The organism is Sphingomonas sp. PvP018, from assembly GCF_017876865.1.
Lineage (GTDB): Bacteria > Pseudomonadota > Alphaproteobacteria > Sphingomonadales > Sphingomonadaceae > Sphingomonas > Sphingomonas aerolata.
The window spans coordinates 748,624-765,716 of record NZ_JAGIOU010000001.1; the positions used below are offsets into that span (position 1 = coordinate 748,624).

Consider the following 17,093-nt stretch of genomic DNA (forward strand, 5'->3'; position numbering starts at 1 on the left):
GCGCCGGTCCCCTTACCCGTCAGCGCCGCGGTGGCGAGAGCGGCCCGCCAATCTCGATCGCCTTCTGATAGCCCGGCACCGCCTTCAGCCGCTCGAAATACGCGCTCACCTCCGGCTGGTCCCTGAGCAGCCCCGCGCTCTCCGCGGTCGCGAGCAAATACGACATCTGGATATCCGCCAGCGTCAGCTTCGCCCCCATCAGATACGGTCCCTCGCCAACCGCGTCGGCGATATACGCAAACGTCTTGGCGACCTCGGGCTCGGAGAATTTGCCGAGGCCTTCGGGCAGTCCGCCCATCATCTTGCCGATCACCGTCATCATGATCGGGAACGCCGCCGAACTCTCGACATAGTGCAGCCATTCGTCATGGATCGCCGCCTCGGGCGTGCCCTCGGGCGGGCTGAGCCGCGCGCCCCCGTACTTGCGATCGAGATAGGACAGGATCGACGCGCTCTCGGCGAGCGTCAGGTCATCGTCCTGCACGATCGGCGCCTTGCCCAGCGGATGCACCGCCTTCAGCGACGCAGGCGCACGGAAGCTCGCATCCCGCTCGTACCGGACCAGCTCATAGGGTAGCTGCAGCTCCTCCAGCAGCCACAAGATACGGAAAGACCGGGAGAAATTCAGGTGATGGACGGTCAGCATGGCGGGTCCTCGGGTCGTGGTGATTTTCGGATCGGCATGCGGAACGGGTCAGGCGGTTGGAAGGTTTCGCTGCCATGACCGGAATGCTCCGGAGACGGAGTCGATCATGCCGAACACCAGCCCCGAGTTAACCTGCGACGTCGCGATCATCGGCGCGGGCACCGCCGGTCTCGCGGCCGAGCGCAACGCGCGACGCAACGGCGCGCGCACGCTGCTGATCGACGAGACCTTTTCGGGCACCACCTGCGCCAGCGTCGGCTGCATGCCCTCCAAGCTGCTGATCGCCGCCGCCCATGCCGCGCACGCGGTCCGCCAGGCATCGGTCTTCGGCATCGCCGCCGAGCCGCGGATCGACGGGGCCGCGGTGATGGCGCGCGTCCAGCGTGAACGCGACGCGTTCGTCGCGGGCGTCTGCGACTCGCTCGACGCGCTCCCCGACGGCGTGAAGGTCGAGGCCCGCGCGCACTTCGTCGACGCGACCACGCTCCGCCTCGACGACGGCCGCACCGTCGCGGCGAAGGCAATCGTGATCGCCACCGGCTCCTACCCGAACATCCCCGACAGTTTCGACGCGGTGCGCGACCGCGTGCTGACCAACGAGACGATCTTCGAGCTGTCGACGCTGCCCGGCTCGGTCGGCGTGATCGGCGCCGGCCCGATCGGCCTCGAACTCGCCCAGGCGCTCGTCCGGCTCGGCGTCGAGACGATGGTGTTCGACCAGTCGCCCGGCCTCGCCGCGCTGAAGGACGAGAAGGTCTCGGCGGTGCTGCACGGTATCCTCGACAAGGAGCTGCCGATCCACCTCGAAATGGAACTGAAGGCGGAACCCGACAGCGGCGGCGTCCGCCTGTCCTGGTCGGGCGAGCAATCGGGATCCCGCCGTTTCGACTATTTGCTCGTCGCGACCGGCCGCCCGCCGCGGCTCAAGGGCCTCGGGCTCGAGACCACCGGGATCACGCTCGACGATCACGGCACGCCGCTCTTCGACAGGACGACGATGCAGTGCGGCGACGCGCCGATCTTCATCGCGGGCGACGCGGATCACGACCGCACCGTGCTCGGCGAAGCCTCCGCCGAGGGGATGATCGCCGGCCGCAACGCCGCGCAGTTCCCCGACGTCACCCCCGGCCCGCGGATGGTCCCGCTCGCGATCATGTTCACCGACCCGACCGTCGCGGTGATCGGCGACATCACCCCCGACGAGCAGGACGGCATCGTCATCGGCGAAGCCTCCTACGAGGATCAGGGTCGCGCGAAGGTCATGGCGCGCAACGCCGGGCTGATCCGCTTCTATGCGGAGGCGGGCACCGGCCGGCTCACCGGCGCGACGATGGCCGCCCCCGGGGTCGAGCACAGCGCGCACCTGATCGCCTGGGCGATCCAGCAGGGCCGCACCGCGACCGACCTGCTCGACATGCCCTTCTATCACCCGACGCTCGAGGAGGGGCTCAAACCCGCGCTCCGCGCGATCTGCAAGGCAGTCAGCGCGCCCGTCCCCGCCGACCGCGACGACGGCTTCACCGCGGGTGCCTGAGCCTCACTCGTCGAGGTCGAGATAGGCGACGACGTCGTTCTCGGTCGCGATGTACAGCCCCGCCTGAACCTCCTCGCTCTGCTGCGCGGCAATCGCCAGCGCCTCGCCGAGCGGGCCGTAGAACAAGGTCGTAGCCGCCCCGCCCTCGAGCGCATCGTCGAGATGATACAGACGAACGCCGACGGCGGAGGAGATGGTACGCATCACGCGTCCCTGCCGCGCTGCGCCGCGCGGTGCAACCGCTGCGCGTTACAGGCCGGTCAGGACGCGATCCGCTCGAGCGCCTGCGCCTCGATCTTCTCCAGCTCCTCCAGCGTCTGCGCGATCGCCGCCTGCTGCTGCTGGAGGTCGTCGATCCGCTGGCGACAGCGTTCGGCGAGCGCGCGCATCTGTTCGACATGCTGCGGATCCGCATCATACAGGACGAGAAACTCCTCGATGTCGCGCAGCGAGAATCCCAGCCGCTTGCCACGCAGGATCAGCTGCATCCGCGCGACGTCGCGCCGCGTATAGACCCGCGTCGTGCCGATCCGGCACGGCTCGATCAGCCCCTTGTCCTCATAGAAACGCAGCGTCCGCGCGCTGACCCCCAGCGCCTGCGACACGTCCTGAATCCCGGTAAGATCGTCCTGCCGCTCGTTCACGGTGTCGCTCCCCTCTCCCCCGACGCCGCCCCGGCCGGCATCGCGCGTGCCAGCCTGGCCTCTTCCTCCGCGACAAGTTCCTTTTTGGATAGCTTGCCGATCAACGTCTTGGGCAGAGTGTCGCGGATTTCGACCTCGCGGGGAAGCTCGATCTTGCTGATCTTGTCGCGCAGAAAATCACGCAATTCCACGGGGGTTGCGACCGCACCTTCGACCAGCGTGACGAACGCCTTGGGCGCCTGGCCGCGATAGGTGTCGGCGACCCCGATCACCACCACCTCGGCGACCGCGGGATGCTCGTACAGCGCCTCCTCGATCACACGCGGATAGACATTGTAGCCGCCGCACAGGATCAGGTCCTTGATCCGGTCGACGATGAACAGATAGCCGTCCGCGTCGAGATGCCCGACGTCGCCGGTGCGCAGCGCCCCGTCCGCGAACAGCGCCGCGCTCGCTTCCGGCTTGTGCCAATATCCCTGCGTAACCTGCGGGCCACGCGCGCAAATCTCGCCATTCTCACCGACCGGCAGCAGCCGGGTCGGGTCCTCGCGGTCGCGGATCTCGATGATCGTGCCGGGAAAGGGCAGCCCCGCCGATCCCGGCTTGTTCAGCCCCTCGATCGGATTGCAGGTGATGATCGGCGACGCCTCCGACAGGCCGTACCCTTCGACCAGCTTCGACCCTGTCGCCGCCTCGAATGCGGTGCGCACCTCGGCGGGCAGCGGCGCACCGCCCGAGATGCACGCATGGATCGACGACAGGTCGATCGGCTGCGTCTCCGCCGCCTTGGTGATCGCCGCATAGATGGTCGGCACCGCGGGGAAATAGGTCGGTTTGGTCCGCACGATCGTCTTGAGCAGCTGCTGCAGCTCGAACCGCGGCAACAGGATCATCTGCGCGCCCGCACGGATCGAATAGGTCAGCACCGTCGTCAGCGCGAAGACGTGGAACAGCGGCAGCGCCCCCATCACCCGGTCCTGCTCGGGCGTCTCGCCGCCGACGAACGTCATCATCGCATCCGCGTTCGACACCAGATTGGCGTGGCTCAGCATTGCCGCCTTGGGCTCGCCGGTCGTCCCCCCGGTATATTGCAGCACCGCGACCTCGTCCGGCGTCACCGCGACCGGCGCGGGCGCGCCCTTCGCACGCACCAGCGACTCGAAGCTGCGATGCCGCGCGTCGTTCGGCGCGCGGGCGATCTCGGCGCGCTTGAAGATGCGGTAGGCGATCGACTTCAGCGTCGGCAGCGCGCCCGCAATCGGGCAGGTGATGACATGCCGCAGCCCCGTCTCGCCCGCGACCTTCAGCACGCGCGCATGGATCTCGGTAATGTCGCAGGTCGCGATGATCTCCGCGCCCGAATCCTTCAGCAGGTGGCACAGCTCGCGTTCGACATAGAGCGGGTTGACGTTGACGACGATCCCGCCGGCCTTCAGCACCGCGAAGAACAGCACCGGATAATAAGGCGTGTTCGGCAGGCACAGCGCGACCCGCGTCCCCTTCACCACGCCCAGATCCTGCAGGCCCCGCGCCGCATGCGTGACCGCGTCGCCAAGCTCGGCATAGGTCATCGTCGACCCGAGGAAATCCAGCACCGTCCGCGACCCGAATCGGCGAACCGCCGTGTCGAGCATGTCGCCCAGCAAACGCGCTTCGCCTTCTAGCGGTACGCCGATCGCACGGCCGTCGGTGTCCAGCATCTCTCTCTCCTTTTCGGCGTGCGCTCTCGACTGATATTGTAGGCCGCATCACCTTGACGTATAGGAGAGGTATCGCACCTTAAGGGTAGCCCGCAAGTCTTAAGCGGACCGATTGCAATTGGAGAGGATCATCGTGACCAACGTCGTCATCGCCGGGTACGCCCGCTCGCCGTTCCACCTTGCCGGCAAGGGCGACCTCGCCCGCGTCCGCCCCGACGATCTCGCCGCGCAGACGATCCGCGGTCTGCTCGACAAGACCGGCGTCGATCCCGCCGCGATCGAGGACATCATCCTCGGCTGCGCCTTCCCCGAGGGCGAGCAGGGCCTGAACGTCGCGCGGATGATCGGCCTGCTCGCCGACCTGCCGCTGTCGGTCGGCGGCATGACGGTCAACCGCTTCTGCGGCTCGTCGATGAGCGCGATCCACATCGCGGTCGGCCAGATCAACATCGGCGCTGGCGACGCGTTCATCTGCGCCGGTCTCGAATCGATGAGCCGCGTGCCGATGGGCGGCTACAACCCGCTCCCCAACCCCGATCTCTTCAAGAAGAACGCCGGCGCGTACATGGGCATGGGTGAGACCGCCGAGAACGTCGCGCGCGATTACCAGATCACGCGCGCCGAACAGGATGCGTTCGCGGTGAAGAGCCAGGACAAGGCCGCCGCCGCGCGCGCCGATGGCCGCCTCTCCGACGAGATCGTGACGATCCAGACCAAGGCCGGCCCGGTCAGCCAGGACGGCACGATCCGCGCGGGCACGACGACCGAAGCGCTCGCAGGTCTGAAGCCCGCATTCAGCGCTGACGGCTCGGTCACCGCCGGCACCTCCTCGCCGCTGACCGACGGCGCCTCCGCCGTCCTCGTCACCTCGGAAGACTTCGCGACGAAGCACGGCCTGACCATCCTCGCGCGGATCAAGTCGGTCGCGGTCTCGGGTAACGAGCCCTCGACGATGGGCCTCGGCCCGATCTACGCCTCGCAAAAGGCGATGGAGCGCGCCGGCATCACCGTCGCCGACCTCGACGTGGTCGAGATCAACGAGGCGTTCGCCAGCCAGGCGATCGCCTGCATCCGCGACCTCGGGCTCAAGGATGAGACGATCAACCTCGATGGCGGCGCGATCGCGATCGGCCATCCGCTCGGCGCGACCGGCGCGCGCATCGTCGGCAAGGCCGCGGCCCTGCTCGCCCGCGAAGGTGGCCGCTATGCACTCGCCACCCAGTGCATCGGCGGCGGTCAGGGCATCGCAACGGTGCTGGAGCGCGCATGATGGTCGATCGGATTAAAAAGGTCTGCGTCATCGGCGCAGGCGTCATGGGCGCAGGGATTGCCGCGCAAGTCGCCAACGCCGGCATCCCGGTGCTGCTGCTCGATATCGTCCCCCGCGAGGGTGACGACCGCGATGCCGTGGCCAAGGGCGCCGTCGCGAAGATGCTCAAGACCGACCCCGCCCCCTTCATGTCGAAGCGCGCGGCCAAGCTGGTCGAGACGGGCAACATCGACGATCATCTCGACCGCGTCGCGGAATGCGACTGGATCGTCGAGGCGATCGTCGAACGGCTCGACATCAAGCAGGCGCTCTATGCGAAGCTCGAGGCGCTCAAGCGTCCGGGCACCGCGGTCTCGTCGAACACCTCGACGATCCCGCTCGGCCATCTCGTCGACGGCCGCTCGGACCAGTTCAAGGCCGACTTCCTCATCACCCATTTCTTCAACCCGCCGCGCTACATGCGGCTGGTGGAGATCGTTCGCGGCGAGCATACCGACGTCGCGGTCGCCGAGAAGGTCGAGGATTTCGTCGATCGCTTCATGGGCAAGCGCATCGTCCGCGCGAAGGACACGCCGGGCTTCATCGCCAACCGCATCGGCACCTACTGGCTGGCGATCGCGATCAACGCGGCGATGGACCAGGGGCTGACCGTCGAGGAGGCCGACCAGATCGGCGGCCGTCCGATGGGCGTGCCCAAGACCGGGATCTTCGGGCTCGTCGATCTCGTCGGCGTCGACCTGATGCCGCTGCTGTCGAAGAGCCTCTCGTCGACGCTCCCCGCGGGCGATCCCTATTTCGATACGGTCCGCGACATGCCGCTCGTCGACAGGATGATCGCGGAAGGGTTTACCGGCCGCAAGGGCAAGGGCGGCTTCTACCGCTTCGACAAGGCGACGCGCACCAAGCTGTCGCTCGACCTCGCGACCGGCGACTATCGCCCCGAGGCCAAGCCCGCCGAACTGCCCGGCAAGACCGGCAAGGATCTCGCCGCGCTGATCGCCGAACCCGGCAGGATCGGCACCTATGCCTGGACGATCCTCGGCAACACGCTGTCCTACGCCGCCATGCTCGTCGGCGAGGCGGCGGACGATATCGTCGCGATCGATGACGCGATGAAGCTTGGGTACAACTGGAAATACGGGCCGTTCGAGCTGATCGACCGGATGGGCCCGGGCCTGCTCGCCCAGCGTCTCGCTGCCGAGGGCCGCGACGTGCCTGCGATCCTGACGACCGCGGGCGACCGCCCCTTCTACCGCGTTGAAAACGGCAACCGCCAGTATCTGACCACCGCCGGCGCCTATGTCGACGTGCCGCGCGCCGACGGCGTCGAACTGCTTGAGGACATCAAGCTGCGGTCGCAGCCCGTCCTGACCAACGCTTCGGCGTCGCTCTGGGACGTCGGCGACGGTGTCGCCGCGCTCGAATTCCACACCAAGATGAACGCGCTCGACGATCAGGTCATCGCGCTCATCGAGGAAGCGGTCCCTGTCGTGCGCGAGCGCTTCAAGGCGCTGGTCGTCTATAACGAGGGCAGCAACTTCTCGGCCGGCGCCAATCTGGGTGCGGCAATGTTCGCGGTCGGTGCGGGCCTCTGGGACATGGTCGAGGCGAGCGTTGCGCGCGGGCAGCAGGCGTACAAGGCGCTCAAATACGCCCCCTTCCCCGTCGTCAGCGCGCCCGCCGGGCTCGCACTCGGCGGCGGCTGCGAGATGCTGCTCCATTCGGACGCGGTCCAGGCGCATGCCGAGACCTATGCCGGCCTCGTCGAATGCGGCGTCGGTCTCGTCCCCGGCTGGGGCGGCAATGGCGAGATGCTCGATCGCTGGACAAAGTCGCGCACGCTCCCCAACGGCCCGATGCCCGCGCTGACCAAGGTGTTCCAGGCGGTCTCCACCGCGCAGGTCGCCAAGTCGGCGGCGGAGGCGAAGGAGATGATGATCCTGCGCAAGGACGACGGCATCACGATGAACCGCGATCGCCTGCTCGCCGACGCCAAGGCGAAGGCACTGTCGCTGGTTGAGGGCTATGTCGCTCCCGAGCCGCCGACCTTCCGTCTGGCGGGCGCGAGCGGTCGTACCGGTCTGTCGATGGCGGTGTCCGACTTCCACAAGAAGGGCATGGCGACCGACTATGACGTGGTGGTCGCCGACCGCCTCGCCGAGGTGCTGACCGGCGGCGAGGCCGACCTCGTCGACACCGTCACCGAGGCGCAGCTCCTCGACCTCGAACGCGCCGCCTTCATGGCGAGCGTCAAAGACCAGCGCACCCAGGCGCGCGTCGTCCACATGCTCCAGACGGGTAAGCCACTGCGCAACTGAGACAGTTCCCCCGCGCGAGCGGGGGAACACCCGCGCATGACCAATTTTTCACCTGCCCGGATCAGTAAGAACACTTGACTATTGTTTGTACAAATCTAGGCGGGTCGACGACATGCCGTATACGGCAGCGGACTCGCGAATAGGTCGCGGTGCTCGCAAATACACTGGGTGACCGTACAGATGCGGCGCCCCGACACTAGGAGAGGATAGACGATGTCCCTGATGATGATCGCCGCGCTGCTCGCCGGCGCGCCCGCGACCGCCGACACCGTGGTAGGCCGCTGGCGGACCGAGACGCACAACGCCATCGTCGAGATCGCGCGCTGCGGCCCCTCGATCTGCGGCAGGATCCTGACCTCCGACGCGCTGCGCGCCAACCCGTCGATGAAGGACGCCAACAACAGTAACACCGCGCTGCGCAGCCGCCCGATCCAGGGCATGCAGATGCTCAGCGGCTTCAAGTCCGACAAGGACGGCGTCTGGAGCAGCGGCCAGGTCTACAATGCCGAGGACGGCAAGACCTATAGCGGCAAGATCACCCCGGTCGGCGCGAACCAGTTGAAGCTGCGCGGCTGCGTCTTCTTCCCGCTCTGCAAGACCCAGACCTGGACGCGCGTCCGCTGAGCCCAGGTCCCTTTCATCTCCCCAAAAGTTAGCGTTCAGGAATTTTGTAAATGTCGTTTCGTACCAAGGCCCCGTTGCTGGCCGTGACCGCGCTCGTCTCCGCTTTCGGATGCGCCAGCACCGCCTATGCCGACGCCTTCTATCTCCAGGCGCAGTCGGCGCGCGGCGCGGGCCGTGCGTTTTCGGGTGAAGCCGCCGATACGGGCGCTGCGTCGCTCTGGTGGAACCCCGCCGCGATCGCCGGCATCCGCGACGGCAGCGCGACGCTCAGCGCCAGCGCGATCATCCCGCGCGGCGACGTGATCGACACCGGCTCGCAGATCTGCCGTCCGGGCGGCCAGCCCTGCACCGCGATCAGCGGCCAGTCGAACTCGAGCGACCCGGTCAACAAGGGCGTCGTCCCCTCGGGTGCGGTCGCCTATCCGCTGACCGATCGGATCGCGGTCGGCCTCGTCGTCACCTCGCCGTTCAGCTTCACGACCAACTATGACGCCGACAGCTGGGCCCGCTACAGCGCGGACAAGACCCGCCTGCGCACGATCGACATCCAGCCCTCGATCGGCGTCGAGCTGACCGACTGGCTCCGCGTCGGCGGTGCGCTCAACGTCGAATATACCGACGCGATCCTCAGCAACGCGCTCCCTAACGTCTCCGCGGCACAGCCCGACGGCCGCCAGGAACTCAGCGGCGACGGCTGGGATCTCGGCTGGACCGCGGGCGTCCAGCTCCACAACGACTTCGCCACCGTCGGCGTCACCTACAAATCGAGCATCCGTCACAAGCTGAAGGGCGACCTCGTCGTCACCGGCCTGCTCGGCCCGCTTGCCGGCGGCAACACCGAGGTCTCGGGCGCGACCGCCGAGTTCAACACCCCCGGCCAGGTCATCGTCGCGGGCCGCGTCCGCGCCACCGACCAGCTGACGCTCAACGCACAGGTCATCGCGTTCAACTGGAGCAAGTTCGACACGATCGATCTCGGCGCACCGCTCAACACGTCGATCCCGGAGAACTACCGCGACAGCTGGAGCCTCGCGGGCGGTCTCGACTATGACGTCACGCCCAAGCTGACGTTACGCGGCGGTGTCCAGCGCACCAAGACGCCGACCCAGGACGGCCAGCGCGACGCGCGCGTCCCCGACGCCGATCGCTGGACCTATGCCGCCGGCGCCTCCTATCAGCTGACGCCGCGCATCGCGGTCGACGCCGCCGCGCAATATGTCGACTTCGAGAACACGACGATCGACCGCGCCACTTTGGTCGCGGGCAGCATCATCCGCACCAACGGCGCGCTGCGCGACGCCAGCGCGATCGTCACCTCGCTCGGCGCCCGCGTCTCGTTCTGACGCCAACCGCCCCTCCCCATCTCGGGGAGGGGCACCCTATCCCTTCATCCGGATCGTCAGCCCGGACACCGCGAGATCGACCGTCTCGACCGCAGCCGCGACCCGCTGGTTCAGCATCCCGGCCAGATCGCGGAACCGCCGCGCCATCGCATTGTCGGGCACGATCCCCATCCCGACCTCGTTGGTGACCAGCACCAGCCGACCCGCGACGCGACCGATCGCATCCAGCAGCGCGGCGATCGCCGTCTCCGCATCGGCCTCCGCCAGCATCAGGTTCGACGCCCATAAGGTCAGGCAGTCGACCAGTATCACCCCGTCCGGCGCATCCGCCTCGGCGATCGCCGCCGCCAGCGCGATCGGCGCCTCGACCGTCCGCCACCGTTCGTCCCGCTCGGAGCGATGCCGCGCGATCCGGTCGGTCATCTCGCCGTCGAACGCCTGCGCGGTCGCGATATAGACCAGCGCGGCCCCACCAGCCGCCTCTGCTAAAGCCTGCGCATGGCGGCTCTTGCCCGAGCGCGCACCGCCGGTCACCAGCACCGTCTTTCCAAACCCCTGCACGACCGTCTCCTCCATCGCCTCTTGCGCTATCCCCGGCGAATGGCGAAGGCCAGCAGCAACGCCGCGGCATCGCCGGCGCAGGGGACGCATGTGCACGCGCTGATGGAACATGGCGGCCGGATCGACAGCGCGCAGGCGCTGTATCCGCACGCGCCGCGTCCCTGGCTCGACCTGTCGACCGGGATCAACCCGTGCGCGTGGGAGCCGCCCGCCGATCTCGCGGTCGACCTGCGCAGCCTCCCCTCGCCCGCCGCACTCGCCACGCTCGAGGCCGTCGCCGCGCGCCATTTCGGCGCCGATCCCGCCCGCGTCGTCGCGCTGCCCGGCACCGAGATCGGCCTCCGCCTGCTCGGTGATCTCGGCCTGTCCGCCCCCGCCCGCCATGTCGGCCCCAGCTACGCGACGCACGAAGCGGTCTTCCCCGCGCGTATCTCGATCGACAGCCTGACCGACGAAGCGGCACATGGCGGCACCATCCTGCTCGCCAACCCGAACAACCCCGACGGCCGCCTGGTCAGTCCGGACGCGCTCAGGCCAGTGATCAACGCGCTGGGCGAGAATGCAGGCTGGCTCGTCGTCGACGAGGCGTTCGCCGACACGCTGCCCGACGCCGGCCTGTCTTCGCATCTGTCCGCAGCAGATCCCGTCATCCTCTTCCGATCATTCGGCAAATTCTTCGGACTCGCCGGCGTGCGGCTCGGCTTCATGATCGCACCGCCTAGCATCGTCGCGCGGGTCCGCGACCATCTGGGCAGCTGGCCCGTCTCCGCGACCGCGCTCGCGATCGGCACCGCCGCCTATGCCGACCGCGACTGGATCGAGACCTCGCGCACACAGCTCGTCACCCGCGCAGCCGCGCTCGACGCGGTGCTTCTCCGCCACGGACTCACCACAACGGGCGCCTGCCCGCTCTTCCGCCTCATCGTAACAGACGACGCCAAGTCCCTGTTCGAGCGCCTGAATATGGCGGGCATCCTGACCCGCCCCTTTACCTATGACCCCCGCTGGCTGCGTCTCGGCGTCCCCGCCGACGCAGCCGCACTGGCGCGTCTCGACACGGCGCTCGCGCATGGCTGACCCCGTCGCGCTCATCGCCCTCGCGCTCGACGCCGCGTTCGGCTGGCCGAAGCGGCTCTACCGCCGGATCGGTCATCCCGTCGGCGCGATCGCCGCGATCATCGGTTTGCTCGAAAAGGCGCTCAACCGTCCGTCATGGCCGGACGCGACGCGCCGCATCACCGGGGTCGCAACGCTCGCGATCACGCTCGCGGTGACGGGCGGGATCGCCTGGGGCGCGACCTGGCTGCTCGCGACCTATCTCGGCGGCTATGCCTGGATCGGCATCGGCCTCCTCGCCGCCCCCGGTCTCGCGCAGCGCAGCCTCAACGATCACGTCGCCCCGATCGCCGCCGCGCTCGGCAAGGGTGACGTGCAAGGCGCGCGGATCGCGGTCGGCCGGATCGTCGGTCGCGACACCGACCGGCTCGACTCCGCCGGCATCGCCCGCGCCGGAATCGAAAGCCTTGCCGAAAGCTTCTGCGACGGCATCGTCGCTCCGCTCTTCTGGCTGCTTATCGGCGGGCTTCCCGGGCTGTGGATCTACAAGGCGATCAACACCGCCGACAGCCTGATCGGCCACCGCGAACCCCGTTGGCGCGCGTTCGGCTGGGCGTCCGCACGGATCGACGATCTCGCCAACTTGATCCCCGCGCGGATCAGCGGCGCCCTGCTGTGCCTCGCCGGTCCCGGCGGCTGGCGCGTGATGCGGCGCGACGCGCGCAAGCACGCCTCGCCCAATGCCGGCTGGCCCGAGGCAGCGATGGCGGGTGTGCTTGACCTGCGGCTTGCCGGGCCGGTCAGCTATGACGGCGTCACCCAGCTGAAGCCCTGGATCGGCAGCGGCCGCCCCGCCGCCACCGCCGCCGACATCGCCCGCGCGCTTCAGGTCTATCGCCGCGCCTGCCTGCTGCTCTGGATCGTCACGGGGGCGCTGCTGTGGGTGCGGTGATGCTCCAGGGCACCGGCTCCGACGTCGGCAAGTCGGTGCTCGTCGCCGGCCTCTGTCGCGCGCTCGCCAATCGCGGGCTCTCCGTCCGGCCCTTCAAGCCGCAGAACATGTCGAACAACGCCGCCGTCACCGCCGATGGCGGCGAGATCGGCCGCGCGCAGGCGACCCAGGCGATCGCCGCGCGCACCGCTGCGACCACCGACATGAACCCCGTCCTGCTCAAACCGCAGGGCGACCGCAGCTCGCAGCTCGTCGTCCACGGCAAGGTCCGCGGCATCCTGCGCGCGAGCCGCTGGCGCGAGGGGCGCGCGGGGCTGATGGACGACGTGCTCGCCAGCTATCACCGGCTCCGCGCGCAGGCGGACATCGTCGTCGTCGAGGGCGCGGGCAGCCCCGCCGAGATCAACCTGCGCGCCGCCGACATCGCAAACATGGGCTTTGCGCGCGCCGCGGGCGTCCCCGTCATCCTGATCGGCGACATCGACCGGGGCGGCGTCATCGCCTCGCTCGTCGGCACGCGCGCGGTGATCGATCCCGCCGACGCCGCGATGATCCACGGCTTCCTCGTCAACAAGTTTCGCGGCGACCCCGCGCTGTTCGACGACGGCTATCGCGCGATCGAGGCGCGGTCGGGCTGGCGCGGCTATGGCGTCATCCCCTGGCTCCCCGAAGCCGCCCGCCTGCCGAGCGAGGATGCGGTCATCCTCGAACGCCGCCCCGGTCACGGCCGGCAGGACGGCCAGGTCGTCATCGCCTGTCCGATCACCCCGCGCATCGCCAATTTCGACGATCTCGATCCGCTGCGGCTCGACCCCGGTGTCACGTTGGTCATGGTCCCGCCCGGCGAACCGATCCCCGACGCCGACATGATCATCCTCGCGGGATCCAAGGCGACGATCCCCGACCTCGCCTTTCTCCGCGCGCAGGGCTGGGACATCGACATCCATGCGCACCGCCGCCGCGGCCGCCCCGTGCTCGGGCTTTGCGGCGGCTATCAGATGCTCGGTCGCAGCATCGCCGATCCGGATGGGCTGGAGGGGCCCGCCGGTATCGCCCCCGGGCTCGGCCTGCTCGAGGTCGCGACGATCCTGTCCCCCGCCAAGACGCTCGAACGCGTCGCCGGCACCGCGATCGGCGCACGGTTCGACGGCTATGAGATCCACATCGGCGAGACCACCGGCCCCGACACCGCGCGCGCGCTCACGACCCGCGACGATGGCCGCCGCGACGGCGCGGTCAGCCCCGACGGGCTCGTCTCCGGCAGCTATGTCCACGGCCTGCTCGGCCTCGCGGACCAGCGCCGCGCCTGGCTAAGCCGGCTCGGGGTGGACGCGGTCGGTCCCGACCATTGCGCGTCGATCGACGCCGCGCTCGATGCGATCGGCGAAACGCTCGAACGCCATCTCGATATCGATGCGCTGATCGCGCTGTCGAAGCTCGCGGGCTCAGACGCGGCCGGCAATGGCGATCGCGACTAGCATCCCGGTCTCGACGAATTCGATCCCCGCACCGTGGCAATCCCCCGATACGCCGCCGACCCGCCGGATGAGCCACCAGCCAAATAGCGCGATCAGTGCAGGGGCCCCTGCAACGGCATGCACAGGCACCCCTAAACACCCTGTTACGCACCCCCAAAAGACCAGATCGTGCACCCTGATCTTCCCTGCCACCATCCCTCCCAGCCCGCCCTCCCGGAGCAGCGGCACCCACCGCGCCCAGCACAACGGCCCAATCCGCGCGAGCATCGGGACGACGATCACGACCGCCCATCCCTGCGCGGAGACAGCATGCAATAAGACAAGTTTTGCAAGCAGTTGCAGGGCGATCATCACAGCACCGAAGCTGCCGATATGCGGATCGGCCATCACCGCGATCAGCCTGTCGCGATTGCCATGCGCGGCACCCAGCCCGTCCGCCAGATCCGCCAGCCCATCCAGGTGCAAAGCCCCTGTAATCGCTACCCAAATTGTCAGCGCAGCGAGCGCACCGGTCCACGGATCGACCAGCGCGCCGACCCACCCCGCCGCCGCGACGACCACCCCGATGCACGCCCCGACGACCGGATACCACCGGATCGCGGCAGCAAAATCGTCAGCGTCCGCAACGACTTGCGGCATCGGCACGCGCGTCAGGAAGCCGAAGGCGACGATCAGCCGCTTCACGAGACCGGATCCGTGTGCAGCGCCACGATCTGCGCCGTCCGGTCCGGCCAGATCCGCAATGTAATCAACGCCGCATAGGGCAAATCGAACGCCCAGAGCTCGCGCAACCCGAACCCGCACAGTGATTTCAGTGCCGCACGGATCGCCCCGCCATGTGTCACGATCAACGAGGTTTCAGGTGTAAGATCTTCTATCGCGTCGATAATTCGCGCGACCAAATCGCTCCACCGTTCCCCACCCGGTGGCGGTGCACCATCCGGATCGTCCCAGAACCGCTGCAAAGCCGCCGGGTCGATCTCCGCGGCAGCCAGCCCATCCCAATCCCCAAAATCCAGCTCCCGCCACCGCGCATCGGTCGTCGGAGCCAGCCCCCGCTCCCGCCCGATCGCATCCGCAATAGCCTGCGATCGCATGAGATCAGAACAGACCAGCCCTTTGAAATATAGTGAGTTTACCCGCGCCACACAGGCTGCCATCCCCTCCGCCGTGACCGGACTATCGGTCCGCCCCAGCATCCGCCCGGTCAGTTCAGGCGCGCCATGGCGCAGCAGGTGGAGCAGGAACGCCCCACTCACGCCACCGACACCCCCGCCTCGGCAAACGTCGCCATCCCATCATGCGCCGCCAACGCCGAACGGATCACCCCGACCGCAACCGCCGCCCCGCTTCCCTCCCCCAACCGCATCCCAAGCCGCAGTAAAGGCTCGAGATTCAGCGCGCCGAGCAGTAGCTCATGCCCCGGCTCAGCCGAACAATGCCCGGCAATGCAATGCTCTGTGATGCCAGGATACGCCGCCGCAATCGGTGCGATCGCCGCCGACGAAATGAATCCGTCCAGCACCACCGGCACCCCCGCCAGCCGCGCCGCCACCACCGCGCCAGCGATCGCGACGATTTCACGCCCCCCCACCCGCCGCAATGTCTCGAACGGTGTCCGAGGGGAATCATCATGCCGCGCAATCCCCGCCTCGACGACCTTGGTTTTCCGCGCGATTCCCGCCACATCAACCCCCGTCCCCGGGCCAACCCAGTCCGCGGCGGTTCCGCCGTAACTGCGCAGACACAGCGCTGCGGCCGACGTAGAATTCCCGATTCCCATCTCCCCCACGACAAGCATGTCGAGCCCCGGCACGACGACGTCGGCGCCAATGTTGAGTGCGACGAGACACGCGGTTTCGTCCATCGCCGATGCCGTCGTGAAATCCGCCGTAGGGGTTTCCAGATCGATGTCGGCGATGATCAGCTCGAGCCCGACGGCATCCGCCAGCGCATTGATGGCCGCGCCCCCATGGCGGAAATTCTCGACCATCTGTGCGGTCACGGAAACCGGGAAAGCGCTGACCCCGTGCACCGCAACGCCGTGATTTCCGGCGAAAATCGCCGCCCTCGCGCGCTCGAACCGCGGCCGCTCGCGCCCCTGCCAGCCCGCCATGAAGACTGCGAGGTCCTCAAGTCGGCCGAGAGCTCCTGGCGGCTTGGTCAAGTGTGTTTGCCGCAGCGATGCGGCCCCTCGCGCGGCTTCGTCTGCCGCAGGAAGAGCCCCGAGCGCCGCCTCGAACGCCGCGACCGTCGGGAACAGCGTCACTGCGCGACATAGCCGGCGGGGGGCGTCCGGGTGATGAAATGCCCCTTGATCCCCGCAGGCCACTGCCGAAACGGCACCTGCCCCTCCGCACTCTCCGCATGCAGCACGGCGTAATCGAGGATCGCCCGCGCCGCATCCTCGTCGGGCGTGAAGCGCCCCAGCACATAGCCGATCTTCGCGGGCCCGCGAACGTGAATGGTGCAGAAATCCTGACAGGCGAACAGGCACGGCATCGCCTGGACCGCAATCCCGGCATAGCGCGGATCGCTTGCCTGGACCGTCTGCAACGCCGCGACGAGTCTCGCACCGCCGCGCATGCCCTCGGCATCGTCCTTCGCATCGGTGGACGCGCGGCAGGTGCTGCAGGCGACGACGGCCGCACCGTCTTCGGCGGGAACCAGTAGATTCGGCATTGAAACCCCATGACATACGCGCCCGCGGCACAGGCCGCAGGCTGGTTATGTCGTCGCGCGGGTTTACCCCCGTCCGCTCGGCGCACCCTGGCCGGACGAAAGACGACTGCGACGGGCAGGTCTCCTGGCTCACGGGTCACAGCCCTTCGCGCCGCCTTCTCGGGACCGGGATCCCAATGGCATGATGGCACGATGGCTCGCCGCTTACAGTTGCAGGGGCAGCCGGGGTTCTCCCGTTCCCTTTTCATCCCCGTCGCCGGGGAACCTGTCGCGGTCAGAGGGATA

The 17,093-nt window shown here is 68.3% G+C and carries 17 protein-coding genes and 1 riboswitch; of the genes, 8 read left to right on the top strand and 9 right to left on the bottom strand.

Features of this window, described 5'->3' with window-relative positions:
- Positions 1–19: 19 nt before the first annotated feature.
- The gene (locus J3A66_RS03120; RefSeq protein ID WP_209567065.1) at positions 20–646 is read right to left on the bottom strand and encodes a glutathione S-transferase; all 627 of its coding nucleotides are present in this window, start codon (positions 644–646) and stop codon (positions 20–22) included.
- 106 nt (positions 647–752) lie between these two features.
- Here J3A66_RS03120 and J3A66_RS03125 point away from each other — a divergent pair, with 106 nt between their 5' ends.
- On the top strand, positions 753–2,180 hold the full coding sequence (locus J3A66_RS03125) for a dihydrolipoyl dehydrogenase (protein WP_209567075.1): 1,428 nt from the start codon (positions 753–755) through the stop codon (positions 2,178–2,180).
- Positions 2,181–2,183: 3 nt separating this feature from the next.
- Here the strand turns inward: J3A66_RS03125 and J3A66_RS03130 are convergent, their stop codons facing one another.
- From J3A66_RS03130 to J3A66_RS03140, 3 genes are read right to left on the bottom strand one after another with little or no spacing between them, the layout of a single operon-like run.
- Positions 2,184–2,384, bottom strand: coding sequence for a hypothetical protein (locus tag J3A66_RS03130; protein WP_056407824.1), 201 nt, complete (start codon positions 2,382–2,384; stop codon positions 2,184–2,186).
- 56 nt (positions 2,385–2,440) lie between these two features.
- Positions 2,441–2,824 carry a MerR family DNA-binding transcriptional regulator gene (locus J3A66_RS03135; RefSeq protein WP_031440676.1) on the bottom strand — a complete coding sequence of 128 codons (384 nt, stop codon included), beginning with the start codon at positions 2,822–2,824 and terminating at the stop codon, positions 2,441–2,443.
- The gene (locus tag J3A66_RS03140) at positions 2,821–4,524 is read right to left on the bottom strand and encodes a long-chain fatty acid--CoA ligase (RefSeq protein ID WP_245336688.1); all 1,704 of its coding nucleotides are present in this window, start codon (positions 4,522–4,524) and stop codon (positions 2,821–2,823) included. Before J3A66_RS03140 ends, J3A66_RS03135 begins: the two co-directional genes overlap by 4 nt.
- Positions 4,525–4,657: 133 nt before the next feature.
- Between J3A66_RS03140 and J3A66_RS03145 the strand changes: the two genes are divergently transcribed.
- From J3A66_RS03145 to J3A66_RS03160, 4 genes are all read left to right on the top strand, one after another.
- Positions 4,658–5,794 (top strand): thiolase family protein, encoded by a 1,137-nt coding sequence (locus J3A66_RS03145; protein ID WP_209567077.1) that lies wholly within the window; start codon positions 4,658–4,660, stop codon positions 5,792–5,794.
- The gene (locus J3A66_RS03150) at positions 5,794–8,112 is read left to right on the top strand and encodes a 3-hydroxyacyl-CoA dehydrogenase/enoyl-CoA hydratase family protein (RefSeq protein ID WP_209567079.1); all 2,319 of its coding nucleotides are present in this window, start codon (positions 5,794–5,796) and stop codon (positions 8,110–8,112) included. The genes J3A66_RS03145 and J3A66_RS03150 overlap by 1 nt, the downstream gene beginning before the upstream one ends.
- Before the next feature lie 213 nt (positions 8,113–8,325).
- Positions 8,326–8,736, top strand: coding sequence for a DUF2147 domain-containing protein (locus tag J3A66_RS03155; protein WP_209567081.1), 411 nt, complete (start codon positions 8,326–8,328; stop codon positions 8,734–8,736).
- A gap of 50 nt (positions 8,737–8,786) precedes the next feature.
- Positions 8,787–10,079: a porin gene (locus J3A66_RS03160; RefSeq protein WP_209567083.1), complete on the top strand. Its 1,293-nt coding sequence runs from the start codon at positions 8,787–8,789 to the stop codon at positions 10,077–10,079.
- 36 nt (positions 10,080–10,115) lie between these two features.
- Here J3A66_RS03160 and cobU read toward each other — a convergent pair whose 3' ends face one another.
- Positions 10,116–10,655: a bifunctional adenosylcobinamide kinase/adenosylcobinamide-phosphate guanylyltransferase gene (gene cobU, locus J3A66_RS03165; protein ID WP_209567085.1), complete on the bottom strand. Its 540-nt coding sequence runs from the start codon at positions 10,653–10,655 to the stop codon at positions 10,116–10,118.
- Between the two features lie 87 nt (positions 10,656–10,742).
- Between cobU and J3A66_RS03170 the strand changes: the two genes are divergently transcribed.
- Genes J3A66_RS03170 through J3A66_RS03180 form a run of 3 tightly spaced genes read left to right on the top strand, consistent with a single transcriptional unit; the run spans position 10,743 to position 14,126 of the window.
- Positions 10,743–11,717: a threonine-phosphate decarboxylase gene (locus J3A66_RS03170; protein WP_209570368.1), complete on the top strand. Its 975-nt coding sequence runs from the start codon at positions 10,743–10,745 to the stop codon at positions 11,715–11,717.
- Positions 11,710–12,648, top strand: coding sequence for an adenosylcobinamide-phosphate synthase CbiB (gene cbiB / locus J3A66_RS03175; protein ID WP_209567086.1), 939 nt, complete (start codon positions 11,710–11,712; stop codon positions 12,646–12,648). The genes J3A66_RS03170 and cbiB overlap by 8 nt, the downstream gene beginning before the upstream one ends.
- Entirely contained in the window at positions 12,636–14,126 is a 1,491-nt protein-coding gene (locus J3A66_RS03180) for a cobyric acid synthase (protein ID WP_209567088.1), read from the top strand. Before cbiB ends, J3A66_RS03180 begins: the two co-directional genes overlap by 13 nt.
- Here J3A66_RS03180 and cobS read toward each other — a convergent pair.
- Genes cobS through J3A66_RS03200 form a run of 4 tightly spaced genes read right to left on the bottom strand, consistent with a single transcriptional unit; the run spans position 14,094 to position 16,808 of the window.
- A complete protein-coding gene (gene cobS / locus J3A66_RS03185; RefSeq protein WP_209567090.1) occupies positions 14,094–14,810 on the bottom strand; it encodes an adenosylcobinamide-GDP ribazoletransferase in 717 nt (238 codons plus the stop codon). The two genes, J3A66_RS03180 and cobS, sit on opposite strands and share 33 nt — an antisense overlap.
- Complete coding sequence (locus tag J3A66_RS03190) at positions 14,807–15,385, bottom strand: histidine phosphatase family protein (protein ID WP_209567091.1); 579 nt, start codon at positions 15,383–15,385, stop codon at positions 14,807–14,809. The genes cobS and J3A66_RS03190 overlap by 4 nt, the downstream gene beginning before the upstream one ends.
- Positions 15,382–16,395, bottom strand: a complete 1,014-nt coding sequence (cobT, locus tag J3A66_RS03195) for a nicotinate-nucleotide--dimethylbenzimidazole phosphoribosyltransferase (protein WP_209567093.1) — start codon at positions 16,393–16,395, stop codon at positions 15,382–15,384. The genes J3A66_RS03190 and cobT overlap by 4 nt, the downstream gene beginning before the upstream one ends.
- Positions 16,392–16,808, bottom strand: a complete 417-nt coding sequence (locus tag J3A66_RS03200) for a DUF1636 domain-containing protein (RefSeq protein WP_209567096.1) — start codon at positions 16,806–16,808, stop codon at positions 16,392–16,394. Before J3A66_RS03200 ends, cobT begins: the two co-directional genes overlap by 4 nt.
- A gap of 96 nt (positions 16,809–16,904) precedes the next feature.
- A riboswitch (cobalamin riboswitch) is annotated at positions 16,905–17,092 on the bottom strand.
- Position 17,093 lies beyond the last annotated feature (1 nt).